The 26,327-nt window shown below is 68.8% G+C and carries 24 protein-coding genes; 6 read left to right on the forward strand and 18 right to left on the reverse strand.

Annotated elements, in window-relative coordinates; translation table 11 throughout:
- Window positions 1–16 precede the first annotated feature (16 nt).
- Window positions 17–1,921: a polysaccharide biosynthesis protein gene (locus tag AQ610_RS04540; protein ID WP_006025519.1), complete on the forward strand. Its 1,905-nt coding sequence runs from the start codon at window positions 17–19 to the stop codon at window positions 1,919–1,921.
- Between the two features lie 118 nt (window positions 1,922–2,039).
- Here AQ610_RS04540 and AQ610_RS04545 read toward each other — a convergent pair whose 3' ends face one another.
- From AQ610_RS04545 to AQ610_RS04565, 5 genes are read right to left on the reverse strand one after another with little or no spacing between them, the layout of a single operon-like run.
- Window positions 2,040–3,146: an MraY family glycosyltransferase gene (locus AQ610_RS04545; protein WP_006025520.1), complete on the reverse strand. Its 1,107-nt coding sequence runs from the start codon at window positions 3,144–3,146 to the stop codon at window positions 2,040–2,042.
- Window positions 3,147–3,173: 27 nt separating this feature from the next.
- Window positions 3,174–4,196, reverse strand: coding sequence for a UDP-glucose 4-epimerase GalE (galE, locus tag AQ610_RS04550; RefSeq protein WP_006025521.1), 1,023 nt, complete (start codon window positions 4,194–4,196; stop codon window positions 3,174–3,176).
- 14 nt (window positions 4,197–4,210) lie between these two features.
- Window positions 4,211–5,347 carry a glycosyltransferase family 4 protein gene (locus AQ610_RS04555; RefSeq protein ID WP_009913369.1) on the reverse strand — a complete coding sequence of 379 codons (1,137 nt, stop codon included), beginning with the start codon at window positions 5,345–5,347 and terminating at the stop codon, window positions 4,211–4,213.
- 55 nt (window positions 5,348–5,402) lie between these two features.
- Window positions 5,403–6,239 carry a glycosyltransferase gene (locus AQ610_RS04560; protein ID WP_009913368.1) on the reverse strand — a complete coding sequence of 279 codons (837 nt, stop codon included), beginning with the start codon at window positions 6,237–6,239 and terminating at the stop codon, window positions 5,403–5,405.
- Window positions 6,236–7,570 (reverse strand): oligosaccharide flippase family protein, encoded by a 1,335-nt coding sequence (locus AQ610_RS04565; protein ID WP_009913367.1) that lies wholly within the window; start codon window positions 7,568–7,570, stop codon window positions 6,236–6,238. The genes AQ610_RS04560 and AQ610_RS04565 overlap by 4 nt, the downstream gene beginning before the upstream one ends.
- A gap of 156 nt (window positions 7,571–7,726) precedes the next feature.
- On the opposite strand from AQ610_RS04565, the gene AQ610_RS04570 reads away from it, so the two are divergent.
- The 4 genes from AQ610_RS04570 (at window position 7,727) to waaA (ending at window position 12,654) form a co-directional block, all read left to right on the forward strand.
- Window positions 7,727–9,145, forward strand: a complete 1,419-nt coding sequence (locus tag AQ610_RS04570; RefSeq protein ID WP_080594966.1) for a phosphomannomutase/phosphoglucomutase — start codon at window positions 7,727–7,729, stop codon at window positions 9,143–9,145.
- Window positions 9,146–9,253: 108 nt separating this feature from the next.
- Entirely contained in the window at window positions 9,254–10,321 is a 1,068-nt protein-coding gene (gene waaC, locus AQ610_RS04575; RefSeq protein WP_162486744.1) for a lipopolysaccharide heptosyltransferase I, read from the forward strand.
- A 25-nt stretch (window positions 10,322–10,346) separates the two neighbouring features.
- Window positions 10,347–11,231, forward strand: a complete 885-nt coding sequence (kdoO, locus tag AQ610_RS04580; RefSeq protein ID WP_006025527.1) for a Kdo hydroxylase KdoO — start codon at window positions 10,347–10,349, stop codon at window positions 11,229–11,231.
- A gap of 37 nt (window positions 11,232–11,268) precedes the next feature.
- Window positions 11,269–12,654, forward strand: coding sequence for a lipid IV(A) 3-deoxy-D-manno-octulosonic acid transferase (waaA, locus tag AQ610_RS04585; RefSeq protein WP_006025528.1), 1,386 nt, complete (start codon window positions 11,269–11,271; stop codon window positions 12,652–12,654).
- 87 nt (window positions 12,655–12,741) lie between these two features.
- Here the strand turns inward: waaA and ureG are convergent, their stop codons facing one another.
- The 12 genes from ureG to urtA form a co-directional block, all read right to left on the reverse strand.
- The gene (gene ureG, locus AQ610_RS04590; RefSeq protein ID WP_006025529.1) at window positions 12,742–13,392 is read right to left on the reverse strand and encodes an urease accessory protein UreG; all 651 of its coding nucleotides are present in this window, start codon (window positions 13,390–13,392) and stop codon (window positions 12,742–12,744) included.
- Window positions 13,393–13,422: 30 nt separating this feature from the next.
- Window positions 13,423–14,103 (reverse strand): urease accessory protein UreF, encoded by a 681-nt coding sequence (locus AQ610_RS04595; RefSeq protein ID WP_006025530.1) that lies wholly within the window; start codon window positions 14,101–14,103, stop codon window positions 13,423–13,425.
- Complete coding sequence (ureE, locus tag AQ610_RS04600) at window positions 14,090–14,689, reverse strand: urease accessory protein UreE (protein ID WP_006025531.1); 600 nt, start codon at window positions 14,687–14,689, stop codon at window positions 14,090–14,092. The genes AQ610_RS04595 and ureE overlap by 14 nt, the downstream gene beginning before the upstream one ends.
- A 17-nt stretch (window positions 14,690–14,706) precedes the next feature.
- Window positions 14,707–16,413 (reverse strand): urease subunit alpha, encoded by a 1,707-nt coding sequence (gene ureC / locus AQ610_RS04605; RefSeq protein WP_006025532.1) that lies wholly within the window; start codon window positions 16,411–16,413, stop codon window positions 14,707–14,709.
- A 53-nt stretch (window positions 16,414–16,466) separates the two neighbouring features.
- Window positions 16,467–16,772, reverse strand: a complete 306-nt coding sequence (locus tag AQ610_RS04610) for an urease subunit beta (RefSeq protein ID WP_006025533.1) — start codon at window positions 16,770–16,772, stop codon at window positions 16,467–16,469.
- An 89-nt stretch (window positions 16,773–16,861) separates the two neighbouring features.
- Window positions 16,862–17,164 carry an urease subunit gamma gene (ureA, locus tag AQ610_RS04615; RefSeq protein ID WP_006025534.1) on the reverse strand — a complete coding sequence of 101 codons (303 nt, stop codon included), beginning with the start codon at window positions 17,162–17,164 and terminating at the stop codon, window positions 16,862–16,864.
- Between the two features lie 221 nt (window positions 17,165–17,385).
- On the reverse strand, window positions 17,386–18,261 hold the full coding sequence (locus AQ610_RS04620) for an urease accessory protein UreD (protein ID WP_006025535.1): 876 nt from the start codon (window positions 18,259–18,261) through the stop codon (window positions 17,386–17,388).
- Window positions 18,262–18,475: 214 nt separating this feature from the next.
- Window positions 18,476–19,168, reverse strand: coding sequence for an urea ABC transporter ATP-binding subunit UrtE (gene urtE, locus AQ610_RS04625; protein WP_006025536.1), 693 nt, complete (start codon window positions 19,166–19,168; stop codon window positions 18,476–18,478).
- A 4-nt stretch (window positions 19,169–19,172) separates the two neighbouring features.
- The gene (gene urtD, locus AQ610_RS04630; protein ID WP_006025537.1) at window positions 19,173–20,036 is read right to left on the reverse strand and encodes an urea ABC transporter ATP-binding protein UrtD; all 864 of its coding nucleotides are present in this window, start codon (window positions 20,034–20,036) and stop codon (window positions 19,173–19,175) included.
- Complete coding sequence (urtC, locus tag AQ610_RS04635) at window positions 20,033–21,226, reverse strand: urea ABC transporter permease subunit UrtC (protein WP_006025538.1); 1,194 nt, start codon at window positions 21,224–21,226, stop codon at window positions 20,033–20,035. Before urtC ends, urtD begins: the two co-directional genes overlap by 4 nt.
- A 1-nt stretch (window position 21,227) precedes the next feature.
- On the reverse strand, window positions 21,228–22,856 hold the full coding sequence (gene urtB / locus AQ610_RS04640) for an urea ABC transporter permease subunit UrtB (RefSeq protein WP_043282333.1): 1,629 nt from the start codon (window positions 22,854–22,856) through the stop codon (window positions 21,228–21,230).
- A gap of 88 nt (window positions 22,857–22,944) precedes the next feature.
- A complete protein-coding gene (gene urtA, locus AQ610_RS04645) occupies window positions 22,945–24,252 on the reverse strand; it encodes an urea ABC transporter substrate-binding protein (protein ID WP_009913349.1) in 1,308 nt (435 codons plus the stop codon).
- Between the two features lie 343 nt (window positions 24,253–24,595).
- Between urtA and aptA the strand changes: the two genes are divergently transcribed.
- Window positions 24,596–25,924: an omega-aminotransferase AptA gene (gene aptA, locus AQ610_RS04655; RefSeq protein ID WP_009913348.1), complete on the forward strand. Its 1,329-nt coding sequence runs from the start codon at window positions 24,596–24,598 to the stop codon at window positions 25,922–25,924.
- A 70-nt stretch (window positions 25,925–25,994) separates the two neighbouring features.
- On the opposite strand, the gene AQ610_RS04660 is transcribed toward aptA, so the two are convergent.
- A complete protein-coding gene (locus tag AQ610_RS04660; RefSeq protein ID WP_006025542.1) occupies window positions 25,995–26,318 on the reverse strand; it encodes a rhodanese-like domain-containing protein in 324 nt (107 codons plus the stop codon).
- Window positions 26,319–26,327: the final 9 nt, after the last annotated feature.

Below are 26,327 nucleotides of genomic sequence, written 5' to 3' on the forward strand. Positions count from 1 at the left end.
ATGAGGTTTGCCACTTATGATTAGACCAAAAGCATCGTGGCTGTCGCTAAGCGCATTCTTGTTCGACTTGACGGCAGTTTGCGGCGCATGGCTGATTGCTTATCTTGTCAGATTCAATGGTTCCGTTCCGGGAGAGTTCCTGTCCGGTGGACTAATCGCGCTCGCCTGGATCATCCCAGTGTATGGGGTGATGTTTCATGTGTTTGGGCTCTACCGTGGCCTTTGGGTGTTCGCGAGTTTGCCCGACTTGGTACGGATTTCCAAAGCGGTCATATTCGGCAGCTTGATTGTGATGATCGGTGCCGTCATGTTGCAACCTGCGCCGATCATCCCGCGTTCGGTGCTCGTGCTGACGCCGATGCTGTTGTTCCTGGCAATGGGCGGTGCCCGTGCGCTTTATCGCACGACGAAGGAGTTTTACCTGTACGGCGGACTCGTGGGCCAGGGTAAGCCGGTCCTCGTGCTCGGTGCGGGTTCTGCGGGCGCGAGCCTCGCGCGCGAGCTGTCGCGTTCCGGCGAATGGCGTCTCGCCGGCCTGCTCGACGACGACTCAGCGAAGCACGGGCGCGAAGTCTACGGCTACAAGGTGCTTGGCCCCATTAGCGAAGTCGCGCACTGGGCCGGGACCGCGAAGGTCGAATACGCGATCATCGCGATTCCGTCCGCTTCGGTCGAAGCGCAGCGCCGCGTCGCCACCCTCTGCGTGCGCGCCGGCGTCAAGGCGATGGTATTGCCGTCGCTGACCGCGCTGATGCCCGGCCAGGGCATCCTGTCGCAGATCCGCCAGATCGACCTCGAAGACCTGCTTGGCCGCGAGGCCGTGACGATCGACACGCCGCACGTCGAAGCGCTGCTGCGCGGCCGTGTCGTGATGGTGACGGGCGCGGGCGGCTCGATCGGCTCGGAGCTGTGCCGCCAGATCCTGAAGTTCCAGCCCGCGCAACTGATCGCGTTCGACCTGTCTGAATACGCGATGTATCGGCTCACGGAAGAGCTGCGCGAGCGCTTCCCCGATCTGCCCGTCGTGCCGATCATCGGCGATGCGAAGGATTCGCTGCTGCTCGACCAGGTGATGTCGCGCTACGCGCCGCACATCGTGTTCCATGCGGCCGCGTACAAGCACGTGCCGCTGATGGAGGAGCTCAACGCATGGCAGGCGCTGCGCAACAACGTGCTCGGCACCTATCGCGTCGCGCGCGCGGCGATTCGTCATGACGTCAAGCATTTCGTGCTGATCTCGACCGACAAGGCCGTGAACCCGACGAACGTGATGGGCGCGAGCAAGCGCCTCGCCGAGATGGCCTGTCAGGCGCTGCAGCAGACGAGCGCGCGCACGCAGTTCGAGACGGTGCGCTTCGGCAACGTGCTCGGCAGCGCGGGCAGCGTGATTCCGAAATTCCAGCAGCAGATCGCGAAGGGCGGCCCGGTGACGGTCACGCATCCGGAGATCACGCGCTTCTTCATGACGATTCCCGAGGCGTCGCAGCTCGTGCTGCAGGCGTCGAGCATGGGGCAGGGCGGCGAGATCTTCATCCTCGACATGGGCGAGCCGGTGAAGATCGTCGATCTCGCGCGCGACCTGATTCGCCTGTACGGCTTTACCGAGGACCACATCCGCATCGAGTTCAGCGGACTGCGTCCGGGCGAGAAGCTCTACGAGGAGCTGCTCGCCGACGACGAGACGACCACCCGCACGCCGCATCCGAAGCTGCGCACCGCGAAGGCGCGCGAGGTGCCCGATCATCTGCTCGACGAGCTGCTGCCGTGGCTGATGCAGCACCGCGTGCTGAGCGACGACGAAGTGCGGCGCGATCTGCGGCGCTGGGTGCCCGAGTATCAGCCGGCCGTCGGCCCGACGCTGCAGAGCGTGCCGACGGGCAACGGGCTCGTCGTCGGCATCGGGCGCGAGGCCGGACGCTGAAGAGCCGGGCGGCGCGCGAAGCCCGCGCTCGTTCAGAACGGGCCGCTCCATGAAAAAAGCGCGAGTCGAAAAATCGATTCGCGCTTTTTTCATCGCCCGCCGTTTTGCCCGCGCCGCGTCACCGCTTCGGCCGCTGCTTGCGAATCACCATCCACCTCGGCGACTTGAACCGCACGATGCTCACGTAGAGCCACACGTAAGTGAGCGCGAACACGATGACGAACGCGAACAGGTGGATCGTGTGCTGCCAGAAGAGCGTCGCGGGAACCACCGCGATGAGGCAGAGCAGCCACAGATACGGTGACGTCAGCGAGTTCCGGCGCGTGAGCTCGTGCGCGGCGCGCGTGCCGACCGCCCAGCGCATCAGCCGCTTGTAGACGAGCATGTGCAGGTGCACGCCGTCCGGGATGCCCGGCGACATCCCGCGAACGAATTTCTTCCGGTAGATCGAGAAGCAGGTCTCGAAGATCGGGTACATGAAGAGCAGCACCGGGTACCACGCGGACACTTCGCGGTGCCGCATCACGAGCGAGATCGCGAGCTCGGCGAGCATGAAGCCGATGAAGTACGCGCCGCCGTCGCCGAGGAAGATGAGGCCCGCCGGGAAGTTCCAGATGAAAAAGCCCATGATCGCGCCCATCATCACGATCGAGCCGGACATCACGATCGGGTCGCCCACCTGGAACGCGACGTACGCGAGCGATGCGAACATCATGAACGCGACCATCGATGCGAGGCCGTTGAAGCCGTCGATGATGTTGACCGCGTTCGCGAGCGCAGCGACGGCGAGCACCGTGACCGCGGCCGAGATCGCCTTGTAGCTGAGCAGGAAGTCGAGGGGCGGCACGCTGATGCGCGTGATCGCGATGCCCATCAGCACGAACGCGAGCGCCGCGGCCGCCATCGTGCAGACGAGCCGCACCGCGGGCGTCACTTTCTTCGTCAAGTCTTCGATCAGCCCGGACGCGAAGGCGGGCAGCCCGCACGCGGCGAGCCCGAGGATGCCGCCCGCGATCGCCGGGTAGCGGCGCGACAGCAGCGCCGTCGCGGCGACGAGCCCGATCAGGATGCCGATGCCGCCCACGCGCGGCACCGGTCGCGCATGGAATTTCTGCACGCCGGCAAGATCGTTGTCGATCGAGAATTTCTCGTGCAGATGCGCATAGCGGACGATGAGCAGCGTGACGAGAAGCGAGACGATGAAGCCGACGGCGAAGCTGAGCATGGGCGTGCCCGGAAATTGGACAGCGGATTATACAAAACCGCGCGGGTTGTTTTCCTGCCAGCGCCAGTGGTCCGCGCACATCCGGTCGAGGTCGCGTTCGGCCTTCCAGCCGATCACCTCGGCCGCCGCGGCGGGGTTCGCGTAGCACTCGGCGACGTCGCCCGGGCGGCGCGCGACGAGCTCGTACGGCACGGGCCGCCCCGAGGCCTTCTCGAACGCGCGCACGACTTCGAGCACGCTGTAGCCGCGGCCCGTGCCGAGGTTGACGGTGAGGCTCGCGTCGCGGCGCTCGAGCGCGTCGAGCGCCGCGATGTGGCCGCGCGCGAGATCGACGACATGGATGTAGTCGCGCACGCCGGTGCCGTCGGGCGTCGGGTAGTCGCTGCCGAACACGCGCAGCTTCTCGAGCTTGCCCACCGCGACTTGCGCGACGTACGGCATCAGGTTGTTCGGAATGCCGGCCGGGTCCTCGCCGATGAGGCCGCTCTCGTGCGCGCCGACCGGATTGAAGTAGCGCAGCGTCGCGACGCGCCAGGACGGATCGGCGATTTCGACGTCGCGCAGGATCTGTTCGGCCATCAGCTTTGTCTGGCCGTACGGGTTGGTCGCCGAAAGCGGGAACGTCTCGTCGATCGGCGAGCGCTCGGGCACGCCGTACACGGTCGCCGACGAGCTGAACACGATCCGCTTCACGTTGCGCTCGCGCATCACGCGCAGCAGCGACAGCAGGCTGTCGAGGTTGTTGCGGTAGTACTCGATGGGCTTCGCGACCGATTCGCCGACCGCCTTCAGCGCCGCGAAGTGAATCGCGGCCGTGATCGGATGCGTGTCGAAGATCCGCGCGAGCGCGCGCTCGTCGCTCACGTCGACTTCGTGGAACGCGGGCGTCTTGCCGGTGATCTTCTCGATCCGCGCGATCGCCTCGCGCTTGCTGTTGACGAGATTGTCGGCGATCACGACGTCGTAGCCGTGCTCGAGCAGTTCGACGGCGGTGTGCGAACCGATATAGCCCGCGCCGCCGGTGACGAGGATCGTGCCCTTCGTGCTCATTGCTGATTGCTCCGTCAAAGTGTGATGCCCGTCAGGGCGGAAATGGTCTGATGATAACGGTCGACGACCTTCGCTTCGTCGAATTCCGCGACGACCTTCTCCCGGCCGCGCTCGCCCATCGCGCGCCGCTCGGCCGCGCTCATGTCGAGCATCCGCGCGAGCTGCGCGGCGAGGCTCGCGCTGTCGCGGGCCGCGCACAGAAGGCCCGTGCTGCCGTCGGCGACGACGTCGCGGCAGCCCGGCACGTCGGTCGCGACGATCGGCCGGCCCATCGCGGACGCCTCCATCAGCGTGCGCGGCACGCCCTCGCGATACGAAGGCAGCACGACGCAGTCGGCGCCGGCGATGTGCGGCCGCACGTCGTGCGCCTCGCCGAGATAATCGATCACGCCTTCGCGCACCCACGCGTCGACGTCGGCCTGCGAGATCGCGCTCGGATTGTCGACGCCGACCGGGCCGAGCAGCGCGAAGCGCGCGTGCGGATAGCGCGCGCGCAGCGTGCGCGCCGCGTCCACGTATTCGCGCACGCCCTTGTCCCACAGCAGCCGGCCGATCAGCACGAACGTGAACGTGTCGCGCGCGGGCAGCGGCGCGAGCGCGAACTGCTCGAGGTCGACGCCTTCGCCGTGCAGCAGGCGCGCGCGCGCCGGATGCGCGAGGAGCTGCTCGCGCGTGAACGTGTCGAGATCGTCGCGGTTCAGGAACCAGACTTCGCGCGGAAAGCGGAACGCGAAGCGGTATAGTTGCTTCGCGACGCGTGCGGCGCGGCTCTTCTGGATGAACACGTAGCCGAGGCCCGTCGTCACCGCGATCGACGGCACGCGCGCGAGCCATGCGGCGACGGAGCCGTAGATGTTCGGCTTGATCGTGTAATGGAACACGAGATCGGGCCGGATTTCGCGATAGTGCCGATAGAGCGCGACGAGCGTGCGCAGGTCTTCGCGCGGGCTCGTGCCTTTGGACGCGACGGGCAGCTCCGCGTAGCGGCAGCCCATCCGCACGAGCGGCTCGACGGTGCGGTCGCGCGGCGCGAGCACCGTCACCTGCGCGCCGCGCGCGATCAGCATGCGGATCAGGCCGTGCCGGTACGTGTGGATCGCCCACGCGGTATTGCAGACGAGAACGATGCGCAGGGCGGAAGCGGAACTCATGTCGGGCTGAAAAAAATGATCGGATGCGCGCACGAACGCGATGGGGCGCGGCGCGTCACGCCGCGCCGCTCGGGTTGAACAGCAGGCGCTTCGCGCGCTGCAGCGTCGAGTAGGGCGTGACGAAATGCAGCAGGTTTTTCGCGACGCCGAGCCAATCGCACGGATTGCGCGGATCGAAGTAGCGCAGCGCGAGCGCGAGCGTCGACGCGATCTGCCGCCGCCGCTTCGTCGCGCTGATGCCGCCCTCGTTCAATTCGTAATACAAGCCGAGCTCCGGCAAATTCGCGCAATCGTAGCGTTCCATTAACCGTAAAAAAAGATCGAGGTCTTCCGCTGCGCGATATTTGATCCGATAGTTGCCGACTTCCTTCACCGCCGCGACGTCGAGCATCATCGACGGATGGACGAACGGCGAGCGCAGGAAGCGCGTGCGGCGCAGCGTCGCCGGATCGGCGCTCGGGGTCAGCATGAAGAGCGGCCGGCCGTCGCGCGCGACGACCTGGGCCCACGTGCCGAGGCCCGCGACGTTCGGATGCGTGTCGAAATACGCGCGCTGCTTCGCGAGCCGGCCGGGCGCGGCGAGGTCGCCCGCATCGATGCGGGCCGCGTAGCGCACGCCGCGCGCGGCGAGCGCGTCGATGCCGGCCGCGAGCGCGCGCTCGATTCCGCCGTTTTGCGGCATCCGCAGCACGTCGACCGACAGCCCGGGCAATTCGGGAGCGGCGATGGGCGGCGTGCTGCCGTCGTCGACGACGAGCACGTGCACGGGCGCGTCCTCGCGCAACGACGTCAGCGTGCGCAGCAGATCGTCGTGCGCGTTGTACGCGGGAATCAGCACGGCGACGTCGTCGAGCGGGCGGGCGGCGCCGGGCGGGGCGGAGGAAGGCGTCATGGGCGCAGCTTCAGGCGAATGTAGTGGAAATTGACCGACGCGGCGGCGAGGTAGCCGGCGGCGAGGCCCGCGAGCGCGCCGTGGAGGCCGAGCGCGGGGATTGCGATCAGGTTCACGAGCGCGGCGAGCGCGAGCGCCATCGACCATTTCGCGAGCAGCACGAACTTTGCCTGATATTTGAGCACGACGAGATTGCCGATCGCCTCGATGCCGGCCGGCACCGACAGCCACACCGCCCAGCGGAACACGTCGACCGACGTGTCGAAGCCGGGGCCGAACACCTTGCGGATGATGAAGCCCGCGAGCAGGTCGAGCACGAGCGCGCCCGCGACCATCAGCGCGGCCGTCATGCCGATCAGGCGCCACACGTTGCGGCGCAGTTGCAGCGCGTCCTGCACGCGGTAGACGAACGCGGGCGCGATCGTCTGCGCGAGCATCAGCGCGAGCGTGATCCAGTTCTCGTTCAGTTGCTGCGCGGCCGCGTAGCGGCCGAGCTCGGCGAACGACACGTAGCGCTCGAGCATCAGCCGGTCGAGCTTCAGGAACAGGTACATGCAGACGAGGCCGAGCCAGAACACGGTGCCCGCCGTCGCGAACTCGCGCACGAGCGGCCGCTCGACGCGCCAGCCGAGCGCGCCGCCGTTGCGGCTGCGGTAATACCAGATCAGCGCGGCCGCGATCGCCGCGGCTTCGAGCGCCCACAGCCAGCCGAAGCGCGCGGGCGCGGCGGCCGCGCGCACGAAGAGCCACACGAGCGCCATCTTCGCGAGCGCGGCCGCGATGCTCGCGAGCAGTTGCGGCTTGCTGTACGTCATGCTTTGCAGCCACGCGTTGACGATGCCGACGAACGGCTCGCGCAGCGCGAGCGTCACCGCGAGCCCGGCCAGCATCGCGCCGACGAGCGGATCGAACGCGCCCAGGGCGATGGCCGCCCACGTGAGCGCGAGCGCCGCGACCGACACCGCGAAGCGCAGCGCGAACGCGCTGCCGAGCACGGCGCCCAGTTGCGCGCCCGTGCGCTGGACGATCGTCGGCACGAGGATCTCCGCGCCGCATACCCATGTGAGGGGCGCGAGCACGAGCAGGAGCGTGTTCGCGTATTGCCATTTGCCGAACGCGTCGGGGCCGAAGTAGCGGGCGAGCAGGCCGCTCACGACGATCGCGACGCCGATCTGCGTGAGCCGCTCGAGCCCGAGCCACGCGAGGTTCGCGACGGCCTTCGCGACGTCGGGGTTCGACAGCCTGGATTTCAGCATCGCGCGCTGCACGGCAGCGTGCGCGAGATGACCGGGCCGGCCGACCGCGGGAGCGGTTTTGCTGCGATGAAGCATTCAGGCATTAAAATGGGCGCGATCGGCGTAGCTGAAACCAGCGATTATAAGTTGGATCGGATTCGCTTCCGGCATCCACAGGGCTTCGCGTTGCCCCTCGTCGGTCCGTTCGGGCGATATTTTTTACGCATTCGCGTTGAGGCGGCCAAATTTTTTATGGACGACATAGAGAGTGAATCGATGATCTCCCAATCCATCTTCAAGGCATACGATATTCGGGGCGTGATCGGCAAGACGCTCGACGCCGGCGTCGCGCGCTCGATCGGCCGCGCATTCGGCAGCGAAGTGCGCGCGCAGGGCGGCGACGCGGTCGTCGTCGCGCGCGACGGCCGGCTGTCGGGCCCCGAGCTTGTCGGCGCGCTCGCGGACGGGCTGCGCGCGGCGGGCGTCGATGTCGTCGACGTCGGCATGGTGCCGACGCCTGTCGGCTACTTCGCGGCGAGCGTGCCGCTCGCGCTGTCGGGCGGCGAGCGCCGCGTCGATTCGTGCATCGTCGTCACGGGCAGCCACAATCCTCCCGACTACAACGGCTTCAAGATGGTCCTGCGCGGCGCCGCGATCTACGGCGAGCAGATCCAGGGCCTCTACAAGCGCATCGTCGACGCGCGTTTCGAGACCGGCAACGGTTCGTATGAGCAATACGATGTCGCCGATCAATACGTCGAGCGCATCGTCGGCGACATCAGGCTCGCGCGGCCGCTGAAGCTCGTCGTCGACGCGGGCAACGGCGTCGCGGGCCCGCTCGCCGCGCGCCTGTTCAAGGCGCTCGGCTGCGAGCTCGTCGAGCTCTTCACCGACATCGACGGCAACTTCCCGAACCACCACCCGGACCCGGCGCACCCGGAGAACCTGCAGGACGTGATCGCGAAGCTGAAGACGACCGATGCCGAGATCGGCTTCGCGTTCGACGGCGACGGCGACCGCCTCGGCGTCGTCACGAAGGACGGCCAGATCATCTATCCGGACCGCCAGTTGATGCTGTTCGCCGAGGAAGTGCTGTCGCGCAACCCGGGCGCGCAGATCATCTACGACGTGAAGTGCACGCGCAATCTCGCGCAGTGGGTGCGCGAGAAGGGCGGCGAGCCGCTGATGTGGAAGACGGGCCACTCGCTCGTGAAGGCGAAGCTGCGCGAGACGGGCGCGCCGCTCGCGGGCGAGATGAGCGGCCACGTATTCTTCAAGGATCGCTGGTACGGCTTCGACGACGGCCTCTACACGGGCGCGCGCCTGCTCGAGATCCTCGCGCGCGCGGCCGATCCGAGCGCGCTCCTGAACGGCTTGCCGAACGCGGTGTCGACGCCCGAGCTGCAACTGAAGCTCGACGAAGGCGAGAACGTGAAGCTGATCGACAAGCTGCGCGCCACCGCGAAGTTCGACGGCGCCGACGAGGTCGTGACGATCGACGGCCTGCGCGTCGAGTATCCGGACGGCTTCGGCCTCGCGCGCTCGTCGAACACGACGCCCGTGATCGTGCTGCGCTTCGAGGCGACGTCCGACGCGGCGCTCGCGCGAATTCAGGACGATTTCCGGCGCGCGCTGAAGGCGGCGAAGCCGGACGCGAACCTGCCGTTCTGAGCCTGACGGCGGTGCGTCACGCGGCGAGGGCGGCTTGCCCGAGCTTGCGCTGACGCAAGCCTTGTCGAAAAAGCGGCGACGCAATCGTGCGTTCGCCGCTTTTTGTCTGTGCCGGCCGCCCGGCGCGATAAAATCCGTCCTTTCGGTCTGTGCCGGCCGCCGCCGGCCATTTTTTTCAGCGTGCAAAAAATTCTGATCGTGCGCGTGTCGTCGCTCGGCGACGTCGTGCATAACATGCCGGTGATCGCCGATATTCGCCGGCGCCATCCCGATGCGCAGATCGACTGGCTCGTCGAGGAAGGCTTCGCCGATCTCGTGCGGCTCGTCGACGGCGTGCGCAACGTGCTGCCGTTCTCGCTGCGGCGCTGGCGCAAGCGCCTGAGCGCGTCGCAGACGTGGCGAGAGATCCGCGCGTTCCGGCGGCGCCTGGCCGAAGAGCGCTACGACCTCGTGATCGACTGCCAGGGGCTCATCAAGACCGCGTGGGTCGCGAGCTGGGCGCGCGGGCCGCTCGTCGGCCTCGGCAACCGCACCGACGGCGCCGGCTACGAGTGGCCGGTGCGCTTCTTCTACGACAGGCGCGTGCCGATCGCGCCGCGCACGCACGTCGTCGAGCGCTCGCGGCAGCTCGTCGCGGCGGCGTTGGGAGACCCCGCGCCGACGCCGGGCGATCCGGTCGACTTCGGCCTCGACACGCACGGCGCGGCGCGCGCGCTCGCGTCGCTCGACCTGAACCTGCCGGTGCCGTACGTCGTGTTCGTCCATGCGACGTCGCGCGCCGACAAGCAGTGGCCCGACGACGCATGGATCGGCCTGGGCGAGGCGCTCGTGCGGCGCGGCGCGTCGCTCGTGCTGCCGTGGGGCAGCGACGCCGAGCGCGCGACGAGCGAGCGTCTCGCGAAGGCGTTCGGCGCGGCGGCGATCGTGCCGCCGAAGCTGTCGCTGCCCGCGGTCGTCGGCTTGATCGACGGCGCGGCGGCGACGGTCGGCGTCGATACCGGCCTCATCCACATCGCGGCGGCGCTGAAGCGCCCGACCGTCGAACTGTACAATTTTGCGACAGCCTGGCGCACGGGCGGCTACTGGTCGCCCAACGTCGTCAACCTCGGCACCGCCGGCGCGCCGCCATCCCTTTCGCAGGCGAAGGACGCACTCGCGTCGTTCGGCCTCTTGTAATCCCGAGTCATCCCGACAGGCGATCATGAGCGAATCCCAGATCATCGAAATTGCGTCCGCCGACTGGAGCGGGCAACAACTGTCCGTGCCGCGCGAGCAACTGCTCGCCGGGCTCGAGGACGGCAAGGTGCTGTTCTTTCCGCGCCTGCGCTTCGCGATCGAAGGCGGCGAGGAAGCGCTGCTCGATCCGGCGCTCGCCGATCCGAAGCGCAAGAACATCAGCCTCGCGCCGAACGGCGGCACGCTCGCCGGCGTGGCGGGCGACGCGGTCACGCAGTCTGCCGTGCGCGCGCTGATCGCGCGCTTCCAGCAGCAGGCGGGCATGCTCGTCGACGGGCTCTTTCCCGAGTACCGCGGCAAGCTGCGCGTCGCGCCGACGAGCCTGCGCCTGATGCAGGTCGAGACGCGCCAGACGTCGTGGCGCAAGGACGACAGCCGGCTGCACGTCGACGCGTTTCCGTCGCGGCCGAACTACGGCGAGCGGATCCTGCGTGTGTTCACGAACGTGAATCCGGCGGGCGTGCCGCGCGTGTGGCGCGTCGGCGAGCCGTTCGAGGCCGTCGCGAAGCGCTTTTTGCCGCACATCAAGCCGCAGTTGCCGGGCTCCGCGCGGCTGCTCGAACTGCTGCACGTGACGAAGTCGCGCAGAAGCGCGTACGACCACCTGATGCTGAACCTGCACGACAGCATGAAGGCCGATCTCGACTACCAGAAGAACAGCCCGCAGCAGACGATGCCGTTTCCGTCGGGCAGCGTGTGGGTGTGTTTCTCCGATCAGGCGTCGCACGCGGTGATGTCCGGCCAGTTCATGCTCGAGCAGACCTTCTTCCTGCCGGTCGGCGCGATGGTTCGCCCGGAGCGCGCGCCGCTCGGCATTCTCGAGCGCCTGCAGGGCAGGGCCCTCGTTTGAGCGCGCGCGACTGGTTCTCCGCCGGAGCCGCCGCGCGATGCTGAGGGCGATCTATCGCGCGCTGTGGTGGCTGATCGCGCCGCTCGCGGTGCTGCGCCTTCTGTGGCGCTCGCGCAAGGAGCGCGGCTATCGCGAGCACGTCGGCGAGCGCTTCGGCTTCGGGGCGGGGCGCGCGCTCGCGCGCCACGTCGACGAATCGACGCCGGTCGTCTGGGTGCACGCGGTGTCGGTCGGCGAGACGCGCGCCGCGCAGCCGCTCGTCGACGCGCTGATGCGCGCGCGCCCCGACGTGCACGTGCTGCTCACGCACATGACGCCGAGCGGCCGCGCGACGGGCGAGCAGATCTTCGGCGAGCGCGTGTCGCGCTGCTATCTGCCGTACGATCTGCCGCACGCCGTGCGGCGCTTCCTGCATGCATGGCGGCCGTCGCTCGGGCTCGTGATGGAGACGGAAGTGTGGCCGACGCTCATCGACGAATGCCGCCGCGCCGACGTGCCGCTCGTGCTGACGAATGCGCGGATGTCGGCGCGCTCGTTCGGGCGTGCGATGAAGTTCGGCTCCGCCGCGCGCGAAGTGTTCGGCGGCTTCTCGCGCGTGCTCGCGCAAAGCCCGGCCGACGCGCAGCGCCTGAGCGCGCTCGGTGCGCGCAACGTCGCGGTGCTCGGCAATCTGAAATTCGACATGACGACGCCGCCCGAGCTCGCCGCGCGCGGGCGCGCGTGGCGCGCGGCGATCGGCGGGCGGCCGGTATGGGTCGCGGCGAGCACGCGCGACGGCGAAGAGGCGCTCGTGCTCGACGCGTTCGCGGCGCTGCGGACGCCGGACGCGCTGCTGATCCTCGTGCCGCGTCATCCACAGCGCTTCGCCGAAGTCGCGGCGCTCGCCGAGCGGCGCGGGCAGCGCCTCGTGCGCCGCACCGAATGGGCGGCCGACGCGACGGCCGCCGCCGCGGGCCGGCCGGCCGCATCCGCGTTGCCGGCGGATGTCTCGGTGCTGCTCGGCGATTCGATGGGCGAGCTGGGCGCGTACTATGCGGCCGCCGACGTCGCGTTCATCGGCGGCAGCCTGCTGCCGCTCGGCGGCCAGAATCTGATCGAGGCGTGCGCGGTGGGCGTGCCGGTGCTGATCGGGCCGCATGTGTTCAACTTCACGCAGGCGACGGCCGATGCGGTCACGGCGGGCGCGTGCGCGCAAGTGCAGGACCCGGCCGACCTCGCGCGCACGCTCGACGCGCTGTTCGCCGATCACGCGCGCCGCGCCGCGATGGGCGCGGCGGGCGCCGCGTTCGCCGCGCGGCATCGCGGCGCGACGGCGCGCACCGTCGACGTGCTGAACGCGCTGCTGCCGCCGCCGCGCGTCGCGTCGGCGGCAAACGACGAAGGCGGGGAGGGCGGGCTCGACGCGGGCGCCGCAATCGACTGAGCGGCGCGCGCGGGCGCCGTATTCATGCCGTCTCGGCGGCCGCGTCGCGCGGCGGCCGTGCGGCGCGGCCGCGCGAATGCTCGGCGCTCAGACCGTCAGCAATCCTTTCTTCTCGATGAACGCGATCACGTCGGCGACGCCATCGAGCGCCTTCAGATTGCACATCACGTACGGGCGCTCGCCGCGCATCTTCTTCGTGTCGGACGCCATGACGTCGAGGTTCGCGCCGACGAGCGGCGCGAGGTCCGTCTTGTTGATCACGAGCAGATCCGATTTCGTGATCCCCGGGCCGCCCTTGCGCGGAATCTTCTCGCCGCCCGCGACGTCGATCACGTAGATCGTCAGGTCCGACAGCTCGGGGCTGAACGTCGCCGCGAGATTGTCGCCGCCGGATTCGATGAACACGATGTCCGCGTTCGGAAAGCGCGCGAGCATCCGGTCGACCGCCTCGAGATTGATCGACGCATCCTCGCGGATCGCCGTGTGCGGGCAGCCGCCCGTCTCGACGCCCATGATCCGCTCTTCGGGCAGCGCGCCCGCGATCGTCAGGAGGCGCTGGTCTTCCTTCGTGTAGATGTCGTTCGTGATCGCGACGAGGTCGTAGCGCTCGCGCATGCCCTTGCAGAGCATTTCGAGGAGCGTCGTCTTGCCGGAGCCGACAGGGCCGCCGATGCCGACGCGCAGCGGCGGGAGCTTCTTCGTGCGGCGGGCTGCCGCCGCTGAGCGAGGTGCGTTCATGATTCGGTGCGTGACAATGCTCTGGGGTGCTTATGAACGGAACAGCCGCGAATACTGCGATTCGTGCCGCGCGGACAGGATGCCGAGCTGCGGCGCGAACGTGTTGATCGCATCGGGCGGCGTCGCGAGCGCGCGGCGCACCGCGTCGCGGATCGGCTCGCGCAGCGCGACGATGATTTTCTGGCCGGCGAGCTGGCCGAGCGGCACCGCCTTGATCGCGGCGGCCGTCTGGTTCTCGACCCAGCCGAACGCATACGCGGCGAGCGCCGCGTCGGGCGTCGCGCCGTGCGCGGCGGCGGCGAACGCGAACGCGCTCGGCAGCGCGATCGGCGAGATCGACGCGAGCGTCGCGCGGCGCGCGGCGTCGCCCCATTCGAGCGATGCGCAAAGCTGCGCGAGCGACCAGCCCATCTGCTCGGTCTCGCGGCGCAGCTCCGACGATTCGCGGCTCGCGACGAATTCCTCGTTCGCGTCGGCGAGCGCCGTCGCGTCGTGCGCGCGCCAGCGCGCGAGCTGATGCGCGAGGAACGGCAGCTCGCCGTGCGCGAGCACGTCGGCAAGCCCGCTCGCGATCCAGTCGCGCACGCCGTCGGCATTGCGAATCAGCGGCGCGTCGAGCGCCGCTTCGAGCCCCTGCGAATAGCTGAACGCGCCGATCGGCAAGGCCGGCGACGCGAGGTGCAGCAGCGCGACGAGCTCAGCGGTGTCCATGACCGTGGCCGTGCGAGCAGGACGGACCATGCCGATGATCATGATCATGATCGTGATCGTGCGAGTGGCCGTGATGCTCGTCGAACACCTGCTGCGCGAGCGCGTAATCCTCGGCGAACGTCGCGTCGTGCCCGTGACGGTGCCCGCCTCCATACGCGCCGGCTTCCGGCTGGAACGGCGCGTTCGCGCGCTCGATCGTCGCGCCGAGCCGCGTCAGCATGTCGGCCAGCACCGGATCGTATTCGAGCTTCAGGCAGCCCGCGCCGATTTCGACGGGCGTATGGCGGTTGCCGAGGTGATACGCGGCGCGCGTGAGCGTGAGCGCGTCGGGCGCGCGCACGAGCAGCACGGCCTCGTGCGCGGCGGCCACGCGCACGAGCGCGCCGTCGTCGGCGACAAGCACGTCGCCGTCGCGCAATACGGTGCCGCGCGGCAGCACGAGCGCGACGTCCTCGCCCGTGTCGAGCGTCGCGGCGAGCCGGCTCCGGCAGCGCGCGTCATAGGCGAGCGTGAGCGCAGGCGCGCGCGCGACGAGCGTCGCGGCGAGTTTCACGTTCGGGGCGATGCGTTTGTCGATCGTGCGCATGATGATTCGTCAGGACTTCAGAACAGGAAGTAGCGCTGCGCCATCGGCAGTACGGCGGCGGGCTCGCAGGTGAGCAGCGCGCCGTCGGCGACGACGTCGTAGGTTTCGGGGTCGACGCTGATGGCCGGCTGCCATGCGTTGTGGATCATGTCGCGCTTCGTCACCGTGCGGCAGCCGCGCACCGGCACGAGCCGCTTCGCGAGTCCGTAGCGTTTGCCGATGCCCGCGTCGAGCGCGAGCTGCGACACGAACGTGAGCGACGTGCGCGCGAGCGCGCCGCCGCGGGTGGCGAACATCTCGCGGTAGTGGACAGGCTGCGGCGTCGGGATCGACGCGTTCGGGTCGCCCATCTGCGCGATCGCGATCATCCCGCCCTTGACGATCATCGCCGGCTTGACCCCGAAGAACGCGGGCTGCCACAGCACGAGGTCCGCCCATTTGCCCGGCTCGATCGAGCCGACTTCGTGCGCGATGCCGTGCGTGAGCGCCGGATTGATCGTGTACTTCGCGACGTAGCGCTTCGCGCGGAAATTGTCGTTGCGCGCGCTGTCCTCGGCGAGCGCGCCGCGCTGCACCTTCATCTTGTGCGCGGTCTGCCACGTGCGGATGATCACTTCGCCGACGCGGCCCATCGCCTGCGAATCGGACGACAGCATCGACAGCGCGCCGAGATCGTGCAGGATGTCCTCGGCCGCGATCGTTTCGCGGCGAATCCGCGATTCGGCGAACGCGAGATCTTCGGCGATCGACGGATCGAGGTGATGACAGACCATCAGCATGTCGAGGTGCTCGTCGAGCGTGTTGATCGTGTACGGGCGCGTCGGATTCGTCGACGACGGCAGCACGTTCGGCTCGCCGCACACCTTCAGGATGTCGGGCGCGTGGCCGCCGCCCGCGCCCTCGGTGTGGTACGTATGGATCGTGCGGCCCTTGAACGCGGCGACCGTCGCCTCGACGAAGCCGCCTTCGTTCAGCGTATCGGTGTGGATCGCGACCTGCGTGTCGGTGTCGTCGGCCACCGTCAGGCAGTTGTCGATCGCGGCGGGCGTCGTGCCCCAGTCCTCGTGCAGCTTCAGGCCGATCGCGCCCGCCCCGATCTGCTCGACGAGCGGCTGCGGCCGGCTCGCGTTGCCCTTGCCGAGAAAGCCGAGGTTGATCGGCCAGCCGTCGGCCGCCTGCAGCATCCGTTCCAGGTGCCAGGGCCCCGGCGTGCAGGTGGTCGCGTTCGTGCCCGTCGCGGGGCCCGTGCCGCCGCCGATCATCGTCGTCACGCCGGACGCGAGCGCCTCGTCGATCTGCTGCGGACTGATGAAGTGAATGTGCGTATCGATGCCGCCCGCCGTCACGATCAGGCCTTCGCCCGCGATGATCTCGGTCGCCGCGCCGATCGCGATCGTCACGCCGGGCTGGATGTCCGGATTGCCCGCCTTGCCGATCGCCGCGATGCGGCCGTGCTTGATCGCGATGTCCGCCTTCACGACGCCCCAGTGATCGAGGATCACCGCGTTCGTGATCACGGTGTCCGCGACGTCGGCCGCGCTCAGTTGCGATTGCCCCATCCCGTCGCGGATCACCTTGCCGCCGCCGAACTTCACTTCCTCGCCGTAGATCGTGTAGTCGCGCTCGACTTCGATCAGCAGCCCGGTGTCCGCGAGGCGAATGCGGTCGCCCGTCGTCGGCCCGTACATTTCCGCGTACGCGCGGCGGCTCAAACGTAATGTCATGTCGTCGAATCCTTCGGATGCCCGTGCGGGCGTGTCAGCGGAGCGCCGGCGGCTCAGAGCGGCCCCATCACCTTGCCCTGGAAGCCGTAGACGGCGCGCGCGCCCGCGAGCTCGACGAGCTCGACCGTGCGCGTCTGGCCCGGCTCGAAGCGCACCGCGGTGCCCGCCGCGATGTTCAGCCGAAAGCCGCGCGCGGCCGCGCGATCGAACGACAGCGCGTCGTTGACTTCGTGGAAGTGGTAGTGCGAGCCGACCTGCACCGGGCGATCGCCCGTGTTCGCGACGACGAGCGCGATCGTGTGGCGGCCGGCGTTCAGCTCGTGCTCGCCGTCGTCGGTGAGGAGTTCGCCGGGAATCATGCGGCCCTCCGGCGTTGCGTGCGATGGGCGCGGAGTCCGCTGCCGGACGGCGGGAGGAAATGAGCCATGCAGTGAATCATGACGCGCCTTCACGGAATCGGGTGGTGGACGGTCACGAGCTTCGTGCCGTCGGGAAACGTCGCTTCGACCTGGATGTCGGGAATCATCTCGGCCACGCCTTCCATCACGTCGTCGCGCGTGAGCAGCGTCGTGCCGTAATGCATCACTTCGGCGACCGTCTTGCCGTCGCGCGCCGCTTCCATCAGCGCGGCGGTGATGAACGCGACCGTCTCCGGATAGTTGAGCTTGAGCCCGCGCGCGCGGCGGCGCTCGGCGAGGAGCGCCGCCGTGAAGATCAGCAGCTTGTCTTTTTCTCGGGGAGTCAGTTTCATGAAAGAAACATTTTGGAAAACGTAATATTCGTGCGGCGCGTGTCGCGGCAGTCGCGAAGCTATCGTAGCACCGCGAACGTGCGCGTGCGGCGAAGCCTTCAGGTGTAAGTGAGCAAGGCATGTGCCATGCGTGTTGCGCGCGCGTTCATGCCGCGCGGCGGTGCGGCGCGCACCGCGATGGCGCGTTTTTCCGAAAGGCGTGCGTCAGGAATGTGCGGCGTTCAGGTTTGCCAGAGGCGCAGCGGTTTCGCGTCGACGCCGTGGACGATCGGGCGCAGCGCGAGCCATTGCTCGGCGAAGAGACGCTGCAGCGCCTCCATCGAATGCGCGAGCGCGCGGATCAGCATCGTGCCGGGCGCGACGCAGGTGACGCCCGCGCGCAGCGCGTCGTCGAACGGCAGCGCGGGCGCGATCGATTCGGCGAGCGCGTCCGTGCAGGCCGCGCCGAGCGCCCACAGCGTGCCGTACACGGGGAAGCCGCCGAGCCCTTGCGGCGCGGCGCGCAGCGGATCGCCTGCATCGAGGCGCGCGCGCTCGACCCACATCGGCCCGCCCGACGGCCCGACGATCTTCGAGAACGACGCGATGCTGCCCGCCGACCAGGCTTCGCCCGCCGCCTGGCGGCCGAGCTGCGTCGCGTCCCAGCCGAGCGCGCTCGCGCCGTCGCCGAGCTTCAGCACGAATTCGAGCGACGCGTGCGCGGCGTCGAAGAACAGATTGTTCTGCGGCAGCCAGTCGAGCTTTGCGCGCGCGCCGACGTCGATGTCGATCCGCTGCCGCGCGTCGAGCCCGTTCGACTTGTACCACTTCGTCGCGCCGGGCGTCGTCAGCACCGCGTGCGTGTCGGCGCCGAGCTTCACGTCGATCTCGAGCCGGTCGCCGCCCGCGACGCCGCCCGGCGGATGCACGATCACCGCGTGGCAGATCGCGTCGCCTTCCGGATAGAGCGGGCGCTGCACGCGCAGCGGGCCGACGTGCCGCCGATGCGCGAGCGCCGTGCGCCCGCCCGGCTGCCGCTCGAAGCCGAGTTCGAGGCGGGCGTGCCACGCCTTGGCGGCGGGGCGAATGAGGCAGGCGTGGGTTTCGTGGGCGGACATCGGTCGAATCGGGAGAATCGGGCAAGCGGGCGCGCCAATGCTACAGGATACCGGCTCGCCGCCGCGCGCGGCGGAGGATGACGATGGCGCGCGAACGCGCGCGCGGATGGGCACCGAAGCCGGCCGCTCGCGGATGGCGTACCGCGTCGTGCGCGCCGGGCATGCGACGCATGCCGCCCGGCCTGCACGCCGATGCGGACGCCGGCGCCGACGCTCAGACCGCGATCAGCTCGCGCACGCCGTGCGCGTCCATCTCGCTGCCCGCGCCGCCCGCGACGATCTCGCCGCGGCTCATCACCCAGTAGCGGTCGGCGATCGAGCGCGCGAAATCGTAGTACTGCTCGACGAGCAGCACCGTCATCTTCGTTTCGCCGACGAGTTGGCGCAGCGTGCGGCCGATGTCCTGGATGATCGACGGCTGAATGCCTTCCGTCGGCTCGTCGAGGATCAGGAGCTGCGGCTCGCTCATCAGCGCGCGGCCGATTGCGAGCTGCTGCTGCTGGCCGCCCGACAGATCGCCGCCGCGGCGCGCGCGCATGTCCTTGAGCACCGGAAAGAGCGAGTAAATCCGGTCGGGCACTCTGGACGGCGCCTTGCGGCTCGCCGCGCCGACGAGCAGATTCTCCTCGACGGTGAGGCGCGCAAAGATGTCGCGGCCCTGCGGCACATAGGCGAGCCCCGACGCGACGCGCGCATGGGGCGGCAGCGCGCCGAGCGGCTTGCCGCGCCACGCGATGCTGCCGCTTTTCGTCGGCACGACGCCCATCAGGCAGCGCAGCAACGTCGTCTTGCCGACGCCGTTGCGTCCGAGCAGCACGGTGAGCCGGCCTGCTTCGGCGGTGAGGCTCACGTCGCGCAGGATGTGGCTGCCGCCGTAGTACTGGTTCAGCGATTCGATTGTCAGCATCGCATCATCGTCCGAGGTAAGACTCGATCACCGCTTCGTCGCGCTTCACCTGATCGAGCGTGCCTTGCGCGAGCACCGCGCCTTCCGCCATCACGGTCACGCGCCCCGTCTCGCCCGCGAGCGCCGCGACGAATTCCATGTCGTGCTCGACGACCATCATCGAGCACGTGCCGCGCAGCGTGTTCAGCAGCTCGGCGAGCGCCATCGTCTCGTGGTCGGTCATGCCGGCCGCGGGCTCGTCGAGCAGCAGGAGCGCGGGGCGCTGCATCAGCAGCATGCCGATCTCGAGCCGCTGCTTCTGCCCGTGAGACAGCTCGCCCGCGAGCCGGAACGCGCTGTCCTCGAGCCGGATCAGCGCGAGCGTCTCCTCGATCCGCGCCTGCGCCGCGCGATCGAGCCGCGCGCGCAGCGACGCGAACCAGCGCTTGTCGGCCGCCATCGCAAGCTCGAGGTTCTCCCACACCGGATGCTGCTCGAACACGGTCGGCTTCTGGAACTTGCGGCCGATGCCCGCGCGCGCGATCTGCGGCTCGTTCATCCGCGCGAGGTCGAGCGTCTGGCCGAGGAACGCCTTGCCCGAATCCGGCCGCGTCTTGCCGGTGATCACGTCCATCATCGTCGTCTTGCCGGCGCCGTTCGGGCCGATCACGCAGCGCAGCTCGCCCACGTCGATCGCGAGCGACAGCTTCTTCAGCGCGCGAAAGCCGTCGAAGCTCACTTCGATGTCCTCGAGATAGAGGATCGTGCCGTGCGACGTGTCGATCGCGCCCGGCGCGACGACGTGCGACATCCCGGCCGTGCCGCTGACGGCGGGTTGATCGGCGCCGTCCGGCTGCGCGAGGTCGGGAATCATTGCGTTCTCGTTCATCGTGGCGTTGCCCGGCGCGTGACGGTTTCGACGAGGCCCATGATTCCGCGCGGCAGCACGAGCGGCACGAGCACGAAGATGAGGCCGAGGAAGAACAGCCAGTATTCGGCGAAGTACGCGGTGAACACGCTCTTCGCGCCGTTGACCGCGAACGCGCCGACGATCGGGCCGATCAGCGTGCCGCGCCCGCCGACCGCGACCCAGATCGCCATCTCGATCGAGTTGCCGGGCGACATCTCGCTAGGATTGATGATGCCGACCTGCGGCACGTACAGCGCGCCCGCGATGCCGCACAGCACGGCCGACACGACCCACACGAAGAGCTTGTACGCGAGCGGGCTGTAGCCGAGGAACATGACGCGCGTCTCGCCGTCGCGGATCGCGGTGACGACGCGGCCGAGCTTGGTCGTGACGATCGCGCGCGCGGCGACGAACGACGCGACGAGCGCGGCGAACGTGATCAGGAACAGCACCGTGCGCGTGCCCGGCGACGTGATCGCGAAGCCGGCGATGCGCTTGAAGTCGGTGAAGCCGTTGTTGCCGCCGAAGCCCGTCTCGTTGCGATAGAAGAGCAGCATCGCGGCGAACGTCATCGCCTGCGTGATGATCGACAGATACACGCCCTTCACGCGCGAGCGGAACGTGAAGAAGCCGAACGCCCACGCGAGCGCGGCGGGCGCGAGCACGACGAGCGCGAGCGCATACGCGAGATGCTCGGTGCCGCTCCAGTACCACGGCAGCCGGTGCCAGTCGAGAAACACCATGAAGTCGGGCAGATCGCTGCCGTACTTGCCGTCGCGGCCGATCGCGCGCATCAGGTACATGCCGATCGCATAGCCGCCGAGCGCGAAGAACAGGCCGTGGCCGAGGCTCAGGATGCCGCAGTAGCCCCAGACGAGATCGAGCGCGAGCGCGGCGATCGCGTAGCACATCAGCTTGCCCGCGAGCGTCATTGCGTAGGATGACAGATGAAACGCGCTCGACTCCGGGGCGGCGAGCGCGGCGAGCGGCACGCCGACGCCGACCGCGATGCACAGCGCGACGAGCGCGAGCCACGCGCGCCGCGACAGCAGCGCGGGGCGCGGCGGCAGCCCGAGCGCGAAGCGCGGCGAAGCGGGCGCGGCCGATGTCGCGGATGCCGCGGACGACGCGCTGCGCGCGACGGAAAGGGAATGGATCGTCGAAGTCATGTCATGCCTCCGCGCTGCGGCCCTTCAGGGCGAACATCCCTTGCGGGCGTTTCTGGATGAACAGCACGATCATCACGAGCACCGCGATCTTCGCGAGCACGGCGCCCCAGAACGGCTCGATCGCCTTGCTGACGAGGCCGAGCCCGAAGCCGCCGAGCACGGTGCCGGCGATCTGGCCGACCCCGCCCAGCACGACCGCCATGAACGAATCGATGATGTAGCTCTGGCCGAGGTCCGGGCCGACGTTGCCGATCTGCGACAGCGCGCAGCCGCCGAGGCCCGCGATGCCCGCGCCGAACGCGAACGCATACGAATCGACGCGCGCTGTCTTCACGCCGACGCACGCGGCCATCCGGCGGTTCTGCGTGACCGCGCGCACGAAGAGGCCGAGGCGCGTCTTCGTCAGCGCCGCCCACGCGATGCCGACGACGGCGAGCGCGAACGCGAGGATCGCGAGCCGGTTGTACGGCAGGATCAGGTTCTGCATCACGGCCACGCCGCCGCTCATCCACGAGGGATTCACGACCTGCACGTTCTGCGCGCCGAAGATCATCCGCGTCGCCTGGATCAGGATGAGGCTTACGCCGAAGGTCGCGAGCAGCGTCTCGAGCGGGCGGCCGTACAGGTGCCTGAGCACCGTGCGTTCGAGCACGACGCCGAGCGCGGCCGCCGCGACGAACGACACGGGAATCGCGGCGAGCGGATACCAGTCGAACGCGCCGGGCAGATAGCGCTGCACGAGCGTCTGCACGACGTAGGTCGCGTATGCGCCGATCATCAGGAACTCGCCGTGCGCCATGTTGATGACGCCGATGAGGCCGTACGTGATCGCGAGGCCGAGCGCGGCGAGCAGCAGCACGCTGCCGAGCGACAGCCCCGCGAACAGCGTGCCCGCGATTTCGCCGCGCCGCTGGATCGTGTAGAGCGCGTCGAGCCCTTGCTGCGCGGCTTCGCGCACGCGCGCATCGGGTTCCGCATCGCTGCCGTCGGGACGCTTCGCGACGAGCGGGCGCAACTGCTCGATCATGTCGAGATCGCTTCGCGCGGCGACGAGCCGCACCGCTTCGAGGCGCTTCGCGGGATCGGCATCGCGCAGCGCGGCGATCGCCCACAGCGCGTCGAGGCGGCGCTTGAGCGTCGGGTCGGTTTCCTTCGCGCGCGCCGCGTCGATCATCGGCTTGACCGAAGCGTCGGGGCTCTTCAGCAGCGCGTCGATCGCGCGGCGACGCGTGTCGACGTCGGGCGACGCGAGATCGAGCCCCGACAACACATTTGCGATCCTCGTGCGCAGCAGATTGTTGAGCATCACGGGCTGCGCGTCGCCCGCCTGCGCGGGGGCGTTCGTCAGCGCGTCGCGCGCGGCGTCGCCGCTCTGGATCAGGATGCGTCCCGCGTCGGTCGCGAGCGCGTCGCCGTTCGCGAGCGCGTTCAGCAGCGCGACGTCGGCGGCGTCGCGCTCGGCGGCAAGACGGTCGATCGCGGCGCTCTTTGCATCGAAGTCGTCGCCGGCGAGCGCGGCGGTGTCGGCGGCCGTGACCGCGAGCGCCGCGCGCGGCGCGCCGAGCGAAAGCGCCGCGCAGACGGCGAACGCCGCGAGCGCACGAGCGGCGCGGCTCAAAGGCGTGGGCATCGGTAGGTCCTCGCGAAAGGGGAGAAAGCGCGCGGCGTGGCCGCGCGCGAGGACGGCGCCGCGCCGTTGCGCGGCGCCTGCGCGGGCGTCAGGCGAGCGCCGCGCGACGGCGGCGCAGGAACTCGGGAATCGAGCCGACCACATCGGGCTTGCCCTGGTTGCCCGCGATGAACGGGCTCCACGGCTGCGCGCGGACCGCCGTCTTCGTCTTCCAGACGACGTTGAACTGGCCGTCGCCGCGGATCTCGCCGATCATCACCGGCTTGTGCAGATGATGGTTGCCGTCCATCGTCAGCGTGAAGCCCGACGGCGCGGCGACGCTCTGGCCGATCATCGCCGCGCGCACGCGGTCGACATCGGTGCTCTTCGCCTTCTCGACCGCCTGCTTCCACATGTGGATGCCGACGAACGTCGCCTCCATCGGATCATTGGTCACGCGCTTCGCGCCGCCCGGCAGGTTCTGCGACTTCACCCACGCGGCGAACTGCTCCTTGAACTTCGCGTTCGCCGGACCCTTCACCGACATGAAGTAATTCCACGCGGCCAGATGCCCGACGAGCGGCTTCGTGTCGATCCCGCGCAGTTCCTCCTCGCCGACCGAGAACGCGACGACCGGCACGTCGGTCGCCTTGATCCCCTGGTTGCCGAGCTCCTTGTAGAACGGCACGTTCGAATCGCCGTTGATCGTCGAGATCACGGCCGTCTTGCCGCCTTGCGCGAAGGTCTTGATGGTCGCGACGATGGTCTGGTAATCACTGTGCCCGAACGGTGTGTAGACTTCCTGAATATCGGATTCCTTCACGCCCTTCGATTTCAGGAACGCGCGCAGGATCTTGTTGGTCGTGCGCGGATACACGTAATCGGTGCCGAGCAGGAAGAAGCGCTTCGCACCGCCGCCTTCGGCGCTCATCATGTACTCGACGGCCGGAATCGCCTGCTGGTTCGGCGCGGCGCCCGTGTAGAACACGTTGCGCGACATCTCCTCGCCCTCGTACTGCACCGGGTAGTAGAGCAGGCCGTTCAGCTCCTCGAACACGGGCAGCACCGACTTGCGCGACACCGACGTCCAGCAGCCGAACACGCACGCGACCTTCTCCTGCGTGAGCAACTGGCGCGCCTTCTCGGCGAAGAGCGGCCAGTTCGATGCGGGGTCGACGACGACGGGCTGGAGCGGCCGCCCGAGCACGCCGCCGCTCTTGTTGATGTCGGCGATCGTCATCAGCGCGGTGTCCTTGAGCGAAGTTTCGGAGATCGCCATCGTGCCCGACAGCGAATGCAGGATGCCGACCTTGATCGGGCCTTTGCCCGAATCCGCCGCGCGCGCGAGGGGGCTTTGTCCCGCGAGCGCCATGACGCCTGCCATCGATCCGAACTTCAAAAGACTGCGACGTTTCATCGAGTTCCCCTTGCCTGTTGGAGTGTGGGCGCGCACCGGAGCGGACGCGCGGCGAACCGGTTACGCAAGGCATGTGCCAGATGCGGGCCGGCGCGCGTGCGCGCGCCCGTCCACGGGGCTTCCGACGATGCGCCGCGGTGCCTGCAGCGCCCGCGTGCGTGCATTGCGTGGGCCGTTGCGGTGCAGCGCCGTGCACGCGCGTGCTGCATGGTTGTGCATCGCGAGCCGCATGCTTACACTCTCAAGGCGAATTTCCATCGATGCGGCGCTTGGGTGTCGCATCCGTCAGCGCGCATCGCGACGCATTCCAGACATCGTTCGATCGATCTCCGAGGAGCCTTTCATGACCGAGCACGTTTCGCAGACCCCCGACCTTTCCGCATTCTGGATGCCGTTCACCGCGAACCGGCAATTCAAGGAAGCGCCGCGCCTGCTCGTCGCGGCGAAGGGGATGTATTACACGTCGCACGACGGCCGCCGCATCCTCGACGGCACCGCGGGCCTCTGGTGCGTGAACGCGGGGCACGGGCGCGACGAGATCGTCGCCGCGATGAAGGCGCAGGCCGAGGAGATGGATTTCGCGCCGACGTTCCAGATGGGGCACCCGAAGGCGTTCGAAGCGGCGACGAAGATCGCGCGCCACACGCCGGGCGACCTGAAGCACATCTTCTTCACGAACTCCGGATCGGAGGCGGTCGACACGGCGCTCAAGATCGCGCTCGCGTATCACCGCGCACGCGGCGAAGGCCAGCGCACGCGTTTCATCGGACGCGAGCGCGGCTACCACGGCGTCGGCTTCGGCGGCATCTCGGTGGGCGGCATCGCGCCGAACCGCAAGGCGTATTCGGGCGCGCTGCTGCCGTCCGTCGATCATCTGCCGCACACGCTGAACCTGAAGGAGGCCGCGTTCTCGAAGGGGCAGCCCGCGTGGGGCGCGCATCTGGCCGATGAGCTGGAGCGGCTCGTCGCGCTGCACGACGCGTCGACGATCGCCGCGGTGATCGTCGAGCCCGTCGCGGGCTCGACGGGCGTGCTGATTCCGCCGCAAGGCTATCTCGAACGCCTGCGCGAATTGTGCGACAGGCACGGCATCCTGCTGATCTTCGACGAAGTGATCACCGGCTGGGGGCGGCTCGGCGCGCCGTTCGCGTCGCAGTTCTTCGGCGTGACGCCCGATCTGCTGACGATGGCGAAAGGCACGAACAACGCGGCGGTGCCGATGGGCGCGGTGGCCGCGAGCGGCGCGATTCACGACGCAATCGTGAACGGCGCGCCGGTCGGCATCGAGCTCTTTCACGGCTACACGTATTCGGGGCACCCGCTCGCGGCGGCTACGGCCGTCGCGACGATCGATCTGTACGAGCGCGACGGGCTGCTCACGCGCGCCGCGCGGATCGCGCCGATCTTCGAGCGCGAGATCCACAAGCTGAAGGACGCGCGCCACGTGATCGACGTGCGCAACCTCGGCCTCGTCGGCGGCGTCGAGCTGAAGCCGCGCGACGGCAAGCCGGGTGTGCGCGCGTACGAGGTTTTCGTCAGGTGCTTCGCGAAGGGCGCGATGATCCGCCATACGGGCGACATCCTCGCGTTCTCGCCGCCCCTCATCGTCGAGGAGGCGCAGCTCGTCGAGCTGTTCTCGATCGTCGCGCAGGCGCTGAAGGAAACGGAGTAGGCGGGCAGGAGAGACGGGCGGTACGCCCAGGTGAAGCGGCGCGCCGCCGCCGCCGCGATGCGATACGCGCTCAGTAACGCGGCACCGAAGGATCGACGTCGCGCGACCACGCGTCGATCCCGCCTTGCAGGTTGTAGAGCTTGGTGAAGCCGCGCGATTCGAGGAACATCGCGACTTGCGCGCTGCGCATCCCGTGATGGCACACGCAGACGATCTGCGCTTCGTCGTCGAGCTCCTCGCTGCGCGCGGGAATCTGCTGCATCGGGATCGACACGCTGCCGTCGATCTTCGCGGTCGCGATTTCCCACGGCTCGCGCACGTCGAGCACGACGGGCGCGGGGCGCGCCGGATCGCGCAGCCATTCGGCGAGCGCGGTGGCGGTCAGGATCTGCATCGGCGTGAA

This window comes from Burkholderia humptydooensis (assembly GCF_001513745.1).
GTDB lineage: Bacteria > Pseudomonadota > Gammaproteobacteria > Burkholderiales > Burkholderiaceae > Burkholderia > Burkholderia humptydooensis.

Bases quoted from the DNA above. Each gene is read 5' to 3' on its own strand.
- urtA (WP_009913349.1), bottom strand. From the start codon at position 24,252: ATGAAACGTCGCAGTCTTTTGAAGTTCGGATCGATGGCAGGCGTCATG.
- kdoO (WP_006025527.1), top strand. From the start codon at position 10,347: ATGAGCGAATCCCAGATCATCGAAATTGCGTCCGCCGACTGGAGCGGG.
- AQ610_RS04660 (WP_006025542.1), bottom strand. From the start codon at position 26,318: ATGCAGATCCTGACCGCCACCGCGCTCGCCGAATGGCTGCGCGATCCG.
- waaA (WP_006025528.1), top strand. From the start codon at position 11,269: ATGCTGAGGGCGATCTATCGCGCGCTGTGGTGGCTGATCGCGCCGCTC.
- aptA (WP_009913348.1), top strand. From the start codon at position 24,596: ATGACCGAGCACGTTTCGCAGACCCCCGACCTTTCCGCATTCTGGATG.
- ureG (WP_006025529.1), bottom strand. From the start codon at position 13,392: ATGAACGCACCTCGCTCAGCGGCGGCAGCCCGCCGCACGAAGAAGCTC.
- AQ610_RS04565 (WP_009913367.1), bottom strand. From the start codon at position 7,570: ATGCTTCATCGCAGCAAAACCGCTCCCGCGGTCGGCCGGCCCGGTCAT.
- urtB (WP_043282333.1), bottom strand. From the start codon at position 22,856: ATGCCCACGCCTTTGAGCCGCGCCGCTCGTGCGCTCGCGGCGTTCGCC.
- AQ610_RS04620 (WP_006025535.1), bottom strand. From the start codon at position 18,261: ATGTCCGCCCACGAAACCCACGCCTGCCTCATTCGCCCCGCCGCCAAG.
- urtC (WP_006025538.1), bottom strand. From the start codon at position 21,226: ATGACTTCGACGATCCATTCCCTTTCCGTCGCGCGCAGCGCGTCGTCC.
- AQ610_RS04595 (WP_006025530.1), bottom strand. From the start codon at position 14,103: ATGGACACCGCTGAGCTCGTCGCGCTGCTGCACCTCGCGTCGCCGGCC.
- AQ610_RS04560 (WP_009913368.1), bottom strand. From the start codon at position 6,239: ATGACGCCTTCCTCCGCCCCGCCCGGCGCCGCCCGCCCGCTCGACGAC.
- ureE (WP_006025531.1), bottom strand. From the start codon at position 14,689: ATGCGCACGATCGACAAACGCATCGCCCCGAACGTGAAACTCGCCGCG.
- AQ610_RS04540 (WP_006025519.1), top strand. From the start codon at position 17: ATGATTAGACCAAAAGCATCGTGGCTGTCGCTAAGCGCATTCTTGTTC.
- AQ610_RS04570 (WP_080594966.1), top strand. From the start codon at position 7,727: ATGGACGACATAGAGAGTGAATCGATGATCTCCCAATCCATCTTCAAG.
- ureC (WP_006025532.1), bottom strand. From the start codon at position 16,413: ATGACATTACGTTTGAGCCGCCGCGCGTACGCGGAAATGTACGGGCCG.
- ureA (WP_006025534.1), bottom strand. From the start codon at position 17,164: ATGAAACTGACTCCCCGAGAAAAAGACAAGCTGCTGATCTTCACGGCG.
- AQ610_RS04555 (WP_009913369.1), bottom strand. From the start codon at position 5,347: ATGAGTTCCGCTTCCGCCCTGCGCATCGTTCTCGTCTGCAATACCGCG.
- AQ610_RS04545 (WP_006025520.1), bottom strand. From the start codon at position 3,146: ATGCTCAGCTTCGCCGTCGGCTTCATCGTCTCGCTTCTCGTCACGCTG.
- galE (WP_006025521.1), bottom strand. From the start codon at position 4,196: ATGAGCACGAAGGGCACGATCCTCGTCACCGGCGGCGCGGGCTATATC.
- urtD (WP_006025537.1), bottom strand. From the start codon at position 20,036: ATGAACGAGAACGCAATGATTCCCGACCTCGCGCAGCCGGACGGCGCC.
- urtE (WP_006025536.1), bottom strand. From the start codon at position 19,168: ATGCTGACAATCGAATCGCTGAACCAGTACTACGGCGGCAGCCACATC.
- AQ610_RS04610 (WP_006025533.1), bottom strand. From the start codon at position 16,772: ATGATTCCCGGCGAACTCCTCACCGACGACGGCGAGCACGAGCTGAAC.